Origin of the sequence: Vibrio sp. M250220, from assembly GCF_036533795.1 — a bacterium.
Taxonomy (GTDB): domain Bacteria; phylum Pseudomonadota; class Gammaproteobacteria; order Enterobacterales; family Vibrionaceae; genus Vibrio.
In genome coordinates, this window is sequence record NZ_JATABI010000008.1 from 45,798 (window position 1) to 54,345 (window position 8,548).

Sequence of the window (8,548 nt, forward strand, 5' to 3'; positions counted from 1 at the left end):
CAACAATGGCTGATGCGGCAGCGAGAAGGTTATTGGCAGATGATGTTGAAATCACACTGCGATCTGGTAGACGGGCACTTACCCATCGTATGGTTGCAATGTCGCAACATGATAGTGAACTATTTTCAAGCGAACACATCCTGCTAGCTGACTGGGTAACAGGGCAGCAAAATAAGCAACCATCTGATCTGGTGTTCTTGTTTCCTGGGCAAGGTACGCAATACGTAGGAATGGGACGAGGGCTTTATCGCGATTATTTGCCATTTGCGCATCATTTAGATGAGCTAGCAGCACAGTTGCAGAGTCATGTCGATTTTGACGTCCATCACTGGCTGCATATTGAACCGACTGAAACGATTTTGCGAGAAACACGAATTGTGCAGCCTTTGTTATTCATAATGGAGCTGGCATTGGCGAGATGCTTGATTGAGGTTGGTTTAAAACCTGATGCAATGATAGGACATAGCCTTGGTGAGTTTACAGCAGCGACACTTGCTGAGGTTTTTGATGTTAATGACGCACTTGGCCTCGTTGCCAAGAGAGGCCGGTTGATGCAGGCTTTGCCATCAGGAGTGATGTACAGTGTAAAGCAATCAAAAGCTGAGCTGACACCATTGCTTGAATATTGGCCAGGAATTGAAATTGCCACAGTAAACATGCGAGATGCTTGTGTGGTAGCAGGGCCAGAGGACAAAATCCAACTCTTCTTTGCACAGAATCAAGTCCTTGGTCAATCGGCTGTGCGTTTAGATACATCGCACGCTTTTCATACACAGATGATGGATGGCATGCTAGAGGATTTTGAAGAAGCGTTGCAGTCGTTAACGCTCAATGAACCAACCACACCGTTCATCTCTAATGTAACAGGATGTTGGATTACCCCACAACAAGCGATGGATCCAAAGTATTGGTGCCAGCACACCAGGAACGCCGTATTGTTTGACGATGGGTTATCAACATTGCTTGCTGAACGAGGGTTGTTTGTTGAAGTTGGTCCGGGTAGCGTATTGACTAATCTCAGCAAACGTCATTCACATTGGAATTCAGATAAACATACTGCGATTGACCTTCTATCACACAAATTTTCGCGCTTAACCTCTACTGCTTCAGATGATTGGCGGAATTTTAGTACAGCTTTAGCCAGACTTTGGTGTGTTGGTGCTCCACTGTCCTGGCAGATGTTTGATCATGGTGTCACAGGACAGCGGCAATCACTTGCTCTTTATCCATTCAAAGGTCAATCCTATTGGAAAATAGGTCAGTCTTTTGAGCCACTCAGTATTCGGGAGAAACTGCGCGCTCCACGAAATGAATGGGCGAGACAACCAATCTGGTGGCCTTTGGCTGAAGAGCAACTCATGATGCCTGAATTAGGTAATTTGTGCATTGTACCTGTGGGAAATGAGGCGACCGATGTCGTGAATGAGCTTGCTAATGCACTTCATGCGCATGAAATAACTTATCAAGTGATTTCAAATAGTGATAAAGCGGCGCTGGCTCAGTGTGGGACGAAACATACGCCGGTGTATTGGTTGCTTGTGGTTAACGCTACGGCTGATCCGTTAAAAGAGGCCGACGCGCCGCTACTATTAATCAATCAGTTTCTTGATAGTCTTAGAAGTATTAATGAACAATTTGGTCCTAGAGACAAAATTTGCCTACTCACATCTGGCGCATTTGCTGTTTTAGATTCTGATGTAGTTAATCCTGTGGTACGAGCGGTCGCCGGAGCAGCGATGCAAGTACAGGCTGAGTTAACGGCCACACATATAGCACAGTGTGACTTACCTGCTTCCGGATATCAGCAAGATTGGATGTTACCATCTCTACTTGGGCAGCTTTATGAAGGGAAGAACGACGCGCCATACTTAGCCTGCAGAAATGGTAAGTTGTTCAACCGTCATGCTTGTGCGATCAGTCCAGCAAACTTGCCAAGAAATACTCTGCCAGATATGCCAACGATTTGGATTTTTGGTGCAAGAGGAGCTATTGGCTCAGTACTTACTGAATATTGGTTGAAGCAATCACAGGTTAAAGTTGTTTTATTTGCGAGAAAAGAATTACGAGCAGATCAAATATCAAAATATGACCAGTTGGCACGCCAATATCGTTCGACGTGGCACTATCACCAACTGGATGTGACACAACCACAAAAAGAGTTGCTCTTGAGTCCAGTACTGGCTGCTGGTTTGGCACCGGATCATATTTGTTTTGCGGTAGGCAATGTCGGTTCAACGATGCTTCACAAACTTGATCAGCAAGCGTTGAATCAAGAAGTTTGTGCAAAAATTTTGGGCACGGCACAATGCTTGGCGGATATACAAGCTTTAGGTGGTTTAAACGCAAATGTTGTGGTCACTTTCTGCTCCTCCATCGCCTCTGAAACGATTGGAACTCCAGGGCAGATAGCTTATGGTGCTGCAAACGCTTGGCTTGATGGTATCGCGGATTATTGTAGTAAAAAGTTGGGCATTCATTGTTTGTCTCTTGGCTGGGATTCTTGGCAAGAACGAGGAATGGCTGCGCGGCTCATACAAGGGGAAACGAATGATACAGCTCCCCTTCCATTTCAGGCTCTGTTTGAGCAAGACTTATTAGATAAATCGACCGAGCTTCGTAAACATTTAGAACATAATCAAGTTCTTATCCGACTACAACGTCCGAATGATTGGGTGATTGATCAGCACACTTTTAAAGATATGGGCATTATGCCTGCGACAGGCTTCTTGTTTCTTGCATTAGAGCACCTTAACGCTGTTGGTGTGAAAGTGGCTGTATTGGATGAAGCAACTGTTTTAACACCGTTGACGATGTCACCAGAAGAAGACTGTTTACTCCTTATTGAAAGAGAGGAGCATCCAGACCATATGAAGATCACGATTCGATCGCGGTCTGATTTGTTTGTCGATCGCTGGACAACCCATTTTCTGGCGAAGGTTAATACTGAGCATTCGGCAAAGAACATACTTTATCGGCACGGTTATGATATGACCGACGATATGTCAATGATGCAGGTGGCTTTGTCTGATCTATACCAGACAGAATTGCATTATGCAGGTCCTTGGCATTGTATTGATTCAGTCTACAGCACCTCAGACAAAACGACTGTTCGTGCAACGCTTTCTCTTCCAACAGAATATCAATCAGAAACAACAGGGATACTTATCCATCCAGCATTGTTGGATGTCGCAATCGGGCTATGGGAGCGAGTCAGTGGTGAAGGGCTTTCGGCTGTGCCATTCACGTTTGACCAACTTTCCGTTACAGGCCCGATCGGAAATACGGTACAAGTCAGTGTTACCCCTGTAGTTGATCGTTCTGGAGGGCATAGCTTGGCTTTAACACTTTATGGCGAGACAGGTCATCAACTTACTTGCCAGGCAATAACCAAACGACAATTACCGACATTTCCAACATCAGAATCTGACGCCAGTAATCAGAAAACTGCACGACAGACAAGAGTATTGCCAACCAGTACCAACTATACATTGACTCAAAATGAGCCAGGAAATCTCCAAAGTCTGCAATTCAAATCAAGTTCAAGAGTTGCGCCTGGCCCTAATGAGGTTGAAATTGAAGTATTGGCAACAGGCTTGAGTTTCAAGGATGTTTTATTTGCCGCTGGTAAATTACCTCAAAGAACGAATCCTAATCAATACGGTTTAGAGTGTGCAGGGCGGGTTGTTCGCATCGGGGATAAAGTCGTTGGCCTTCAGATTGGTGATGATGTCGTCACATCTCAGCCTAGTAGTTTTTCTCGTTTTCTCATTGCTCCTGATTGTACTGTTGTTCCTATGCCAAGGGGGTATACATATGAAGCCGCATCGACATTGCCAGTGACCTATTTAACAGCCTGGATAGCGCTGAAAGAGCGGGCGAGATTAAAGCCTAAAGAAAGAGTCCTTCTTCATGCGGCGGCTGGTGGCGTTGGGCTTTCGGCACTATATGTTGCCAAATATATTGGGGCAGATATTTTTGTAACGGCGGGGAGTGAAGATAAAAGGCAACGGCTTGAGGAGCTGGGAGTAACTGTCGTTGGCTCTACTCGGGATGCCACATTTGAAACAAATCTGATGAAGGTAACCAACAACCAGGGAGTCGATGTTGTCCTTAATGCGTTGACAGGCGAACTGTTAGATGCGGGTGTACGTTGTTTATCAGCAGGTGGCCGTTTTGTTGAACTTGGTGTGCAGGATATTCATTCAGGTCGTTCGATACCGATGAACCTGTTTAGCCATGGACGTCAATTCATTCCTGTTGGTGATGATTTGAATTTAGAAGCTACAGGGCGCGGGCTTAAAGAGATAGTTACACTCGTTGAACAAGGACACCTACCTTGTTTACCAATGACGGTTTTTGGTGCAGATGAAGTGAATGATGCGTTTAGCTTTATGGCAGGTGCCCGCCATTATGGCAAGATCACTATTACCCACCGTAATCGTGAAACGATGAATCGCCTGAATGCGCTATTGCAGGAACGAACAGAGGGGGCGTTTGCATGTGGATTTTCAGATCAGGAAGCACTGGCACTTTATGATGTTTGGGCAGGAAAGTCAGTACCTAATTCACATATTTTGCTCAGTTCAAGATCACAAGCAAAGTTGTTGACACAGAATGGCCTGAGTCAATATCAAAGCCAACGTGATGTTGCAGCCAATACCAACAAAGTAGATTTACGACCTAGACCAAAACTGACGTCATCCTATCGGTCCTCACAAACAGAGCACGAGAAAAAATATGTGAGTTTATTTGAGCAGCACTTAGGCATTTCTCCGGTTGGTGTAGACGATAATTTTTTTGAACTAGGTGCCACATCACTCGATATCGTGCAAATTGCAGGAAAGTTGTCCGCCATATCATCTTCAAGCAAAGTTGTAGATTTTTATGAATACCCAACGATTTCTCGATTGGCACGACATTATCAAGGTGATGGATCAGGATCGTTATCAATAGACAAAAATGACTACAAGAGCAATCGCGATAGTCAACATGCAGTCAATAAGAATGGCAAGTCACGAGTTAGTGCAGTCAAGGCTGTGCGTGATCGAGTTCAAGCTACATCTCGTCGCCATACCCCATCAAAATGGAATGAACAATGACGTCAGAATTAGATTTTTCGGATTATGGCTTAGGTATTGCCATTGTGGGTATGGCTGTTCGATTACCCAGAGCAAGTTCGCTGGAAGAATATTGGCAAGTGATTCTTAATAAAAAAGCCTGTCAAAGCTGGTTTAGCAAAGACGAGCTTATTGAAGAGGGAATCGATCCTGATATGGTTAATCACCCAGATTTTCTGCGTGTGAAGCCTATTATCTCAGGTGTTGATTCATTTGATGCCGATTTTTTTGGTTACAGTCGTACTGAGGCGATGAACCTTGACTCTAAAACCCGAGTTTTCCATGAAGTTGCATACCACGCACTGGAACACGCTGGTTATGGTGGAGACAATCGTTCTGATCTATTAATTGGTGTATTTGCCGGAGCCTCAGAAGACCCTGAATGGCTTCGAAGAACGGCAGATACACTCGCAACAAGCGGTGCTGAACAGTTTGAAAAAGGCATTCATGCACATAAGGATCTTCTTGCTCAGCTTGTTGCGTATCATTTAGATCTGCACGGCCCGGCATACAGCCTTTATACCGCATGCTCGACGTCATTATCCGCTGTCCAATTGGCTGCACAGAGCTTGCTTTTTGGTGAATGTGATATTGCCGTTTCTGGTGGTGTGACAATCGATCTGCCCATAAAAAGTGGCTATTTGCCGCAAAAAGGTATGATTCACTCTTTAGATGGCTATTGTCGACCGTTTGATAAACAGGCAAAGGGCACGTTGTTTGGTGATGGCGCTTGTGCGGTGGTGATGAAACGTTTGCAGGATGCTGTTGAGGACGGAGATCAAATTCACGCTGTTTTACGAGGTATCAGTGCGAATAATGATGGTCACCGTAAAGTTGGTTTTTCTGCCCCGAGCTTTGAAGGGCAAAAAGAGCTGATTGAGCGAACAATGGCAATTGCAGATGTTGATGCATCAACTATCGGCTACGTAGAGACTCATGGAACAGGGACATCGGTTGGTGATCCGGTCGAATTTGATGCGCTTGTTTCAGCTTTTAGAACAGTAGATAAAAGCCAGTGCGCATTAGGTTCTGTAAAAGCAAATATTGGTCATACTCATGCTGCTGCCGGAGTTGCGGGGCTTATTAAAGCCGTATTAGCTGTTAAAGCAGCTAAGATTCCACCAATGGCCAACTTTCAATCGCCAAATGAAAATCTGACGCTTGAACAAAGTCCATTTTACATTCCAATGGATGTCAGAGAGTGGTGCGCTGATCTATCTCCTCGTCGGGCTGCTATAAGCTCATTTGGTATTGGTGGCACCAATGTGCATGCCATTGTAGAGCAAGCCCCGAATATAGAACTGAATCATTGCCAGACCGGGCCGTTAGTTTTTCCTGTTTCTACTCAGACTCAGGCAGGGGCAAAAAAGCTGCTTCATGCAGTATTAGATCAGCTTCATGAAACCGCTACACCACATGAAATGCAACGATTAGCGTTTAGCCTGCAAACTAAGCGGCGGATATTGGAACATCGCGAAGCAATTGTTGCTTTTGTTGATTCATCTCAACAGTGGTCATTTGAACATATTCATGCAACAACACAATCAGGTTCAGCACAAGCCTTAATGTTAGAACTTGTAGTGGAAGAACATGATTCGATGAAAGATCTTGATCTTGCCAATGAGCTCTCACAGTTACGATTCTTATTTGAGGCAGTGCCGAATTTGGATTGTGTCACAGGTGATGGGCTAGCGCTTTGGTTAGCTGCTGTCGCTGTCGGCATGATGGAATACGATGCAGTGATGGCCACACTATCCTCTTTGCAGTCGGGTGATTTCCTCAGTGTACCGGAACGGAACCTCTCAACATCAATCAAGCTGTGTTTTTCACAAGGAGATGAGATTCCCGCAGAGGTGCTCATGGATGATGGCTATTGGCTTAATTTATTACTGGAAGATTCGTCGAAAAAAGTTATTAAAAAGAATAATTTACAGCGCTTAAGGCAAGCGGGCGCAATAAAGATAATAACTTGTCAGTTGCAAATGAATGTATTGTCGCAACTGGATTATCAATTGGCTGAGATTTGGCTACAAGGTTATCCAGTAAAATGGGCTTCTTTTTACGATGGGTGTTTCCCTGTGCATCTAGCAGGACCCGCATATCCATTTACGCAAATGCATTTTCCAATCCCTCATAGGAAAATTTCTGGCTCAGAACAAACCGAACCACCAGAAAATATGGTTCAAACAGGAACGGTTGCATCAAGACCCGAGCTTTCAATCACATACCGATCACCGAAAACGCAGACAGAAATGAAAGTAGTCAATTTAATGGAGGTATTGCTCGGTATAGCTCCAGTTGGGCTTGACGATGATTTTTTTGAGCTAGGCGGCCATTCTCTGCTTGCAACTCGATTGGCTCTGTCCATTGAGAAATGCTTTTCTCAAAAAATTGATCTCGCAGATTTGCTGGAAACACCTACGGCTGCATCTATCTGTCGTTATTTGAGGCTTTCAGTACTTAATCAAAACCCTGAAGAACTTGAAAATAAGGATGATTCATGAGCTTACATCTTAAAGGCGATACTGCCGAATTCGTTAAATTGTTCGGATTATCACCGGAATCAATCTCAATCGCTGTCATTGGTGCTGGTGTCATGGGGACTGGGGTTGCGCATGATCTGGCACGACATGGGTTTAACACGATTGTCGTTGATAATGATCAGAATCAGCTTGATACCTGTGCCAGTTTAATCAATCGAAATTTACGTCTTTATCAAGTACATGAAGTACATGGCAAGCTGACTAATTCGAGACAGGCCATTCTTGAACGTTTGAAGTTTACAACCGATCTGAATCAGATCTCGGATGTATCAATAGTTATCGAAAATGTGACTGAAAACTGGGATATCAAACAATCTCTTTATCAACAAATGCGCGAGATATGTAGGCCGGACACAATCTTCTGTGTAAATACCTCAGCTATTTCAATCACACGTGTTGCCAGTTTGATGCCCAGACCCGAAAACGTCGTCGGGGTGCACTTTATGAACCCTGTTCCCCTAAAGCCAATGGTCGAGCTTATTCGAGGAATGTTGAGCAATGAACACGCCCTTGAATGCATTCGTGAATTGCTTGCTCAACTCAACAAAGAAACGATTACAGTAGAAGACTCACCGGGTTTTGTGACCAATAGAGCCATGATGATCTTTGTTAACGAAGCCATATTTATGGTTCAGGAAAATGTCGCATCGGCTGCGGATGTAGATACGCTGTTCAAAACCTGCTTTGGGCACAAAATGGGCCCGCTGCAAACTGCAGATTTAATAGGTCTGGACACAATTCTTAAGTCGTTGGAAGTGCTTTATGAAGGTTTCAACGATTGTAAATTTCGTCCGTGCTTTTTACTAAAGAAAATGGTCAGTTCCGGCAAGTTAGGCATGAAGTCAGGTTCAGGTTTTTATGAATACAATTCGTAATCTTAAGGAGAAT

General features: G+C 44.3%; 3 protein-coding genes. All 3 read left to right on the plus strand.

Features of this window, described 5'->3' with window-relative positions; translation table 11 throughout:
- Positions 1-5 precede the first annotated feature (5 nt).
- The 3 genes from QTN94_RS05185 to QTN94_RS05195 are packed head-to-tail and all read left to right on the plus strand — an operon-like array spanning position 6 to position 8,535.
- On the plus strand, positions 6-5,099 hold the full coding sequence (locus tag QTN94_RS05185; RefSeq protein WP_331427120.1) for an acyltransferase domain-containing protein: 5,094 nt from the start codon (positions 6-8) through the stop codon (positions 5,097-5,099).
- Entirely contained in the window at positions 5,096-7,621 is a 2,526-nt protein-coding gene (locus QTN94_RS05190) for a beta-ketoacyl synthase N-terminal-like domain-containing protein (protein WP_331427121.1), read from the plus strand. Before QTN94_RS05185 ends, QTN94_RS05190 begins: the two co-directional genes overlap by 4 nt.
- The gene (locus tag QTN94_RS05195; protein WP_331427123.1) at positions 7,618-8,535 is read left to right on the plus strand and encodes a 3-hydroxyacyl-CoA dehydrogenase family protein; all 918 of its coding nucleotides are present in this window, start codon (positions 7,618-7,620) and stop codon (positions 8,533-8,535) included. The genes QTN94_RS05190 and QTN94_RS05195 overlap by 4 nt, the downstream gene beginning before the upstream one ends.
- Positions 8,536-8,548 lie beyond the last annotated feature (13 nt).

Coding starts and splice junctions, on each gene's coding strand:
- QTN94_RS05185 (WP_331427120.1), top strand. CDS start 6: ATGGCTGATGCGGCAGCGAGAAGGTTATTGGCAGATGATGTTGAAATC.
- QTN94_RS05195 (WP_331427123.1), top strand. CDS start 7,618: ATGAGCTTACATCTTAAAGGCGATACTGCCGAATTCGTTAAATTGTTC.
- QTN94_RS05190 (WP_331427121.1), top strand. CDS start 5,096: ATGACGTCAGAATTAGATTTTTCGGATTATGGCTTAGGTATTGCCATT.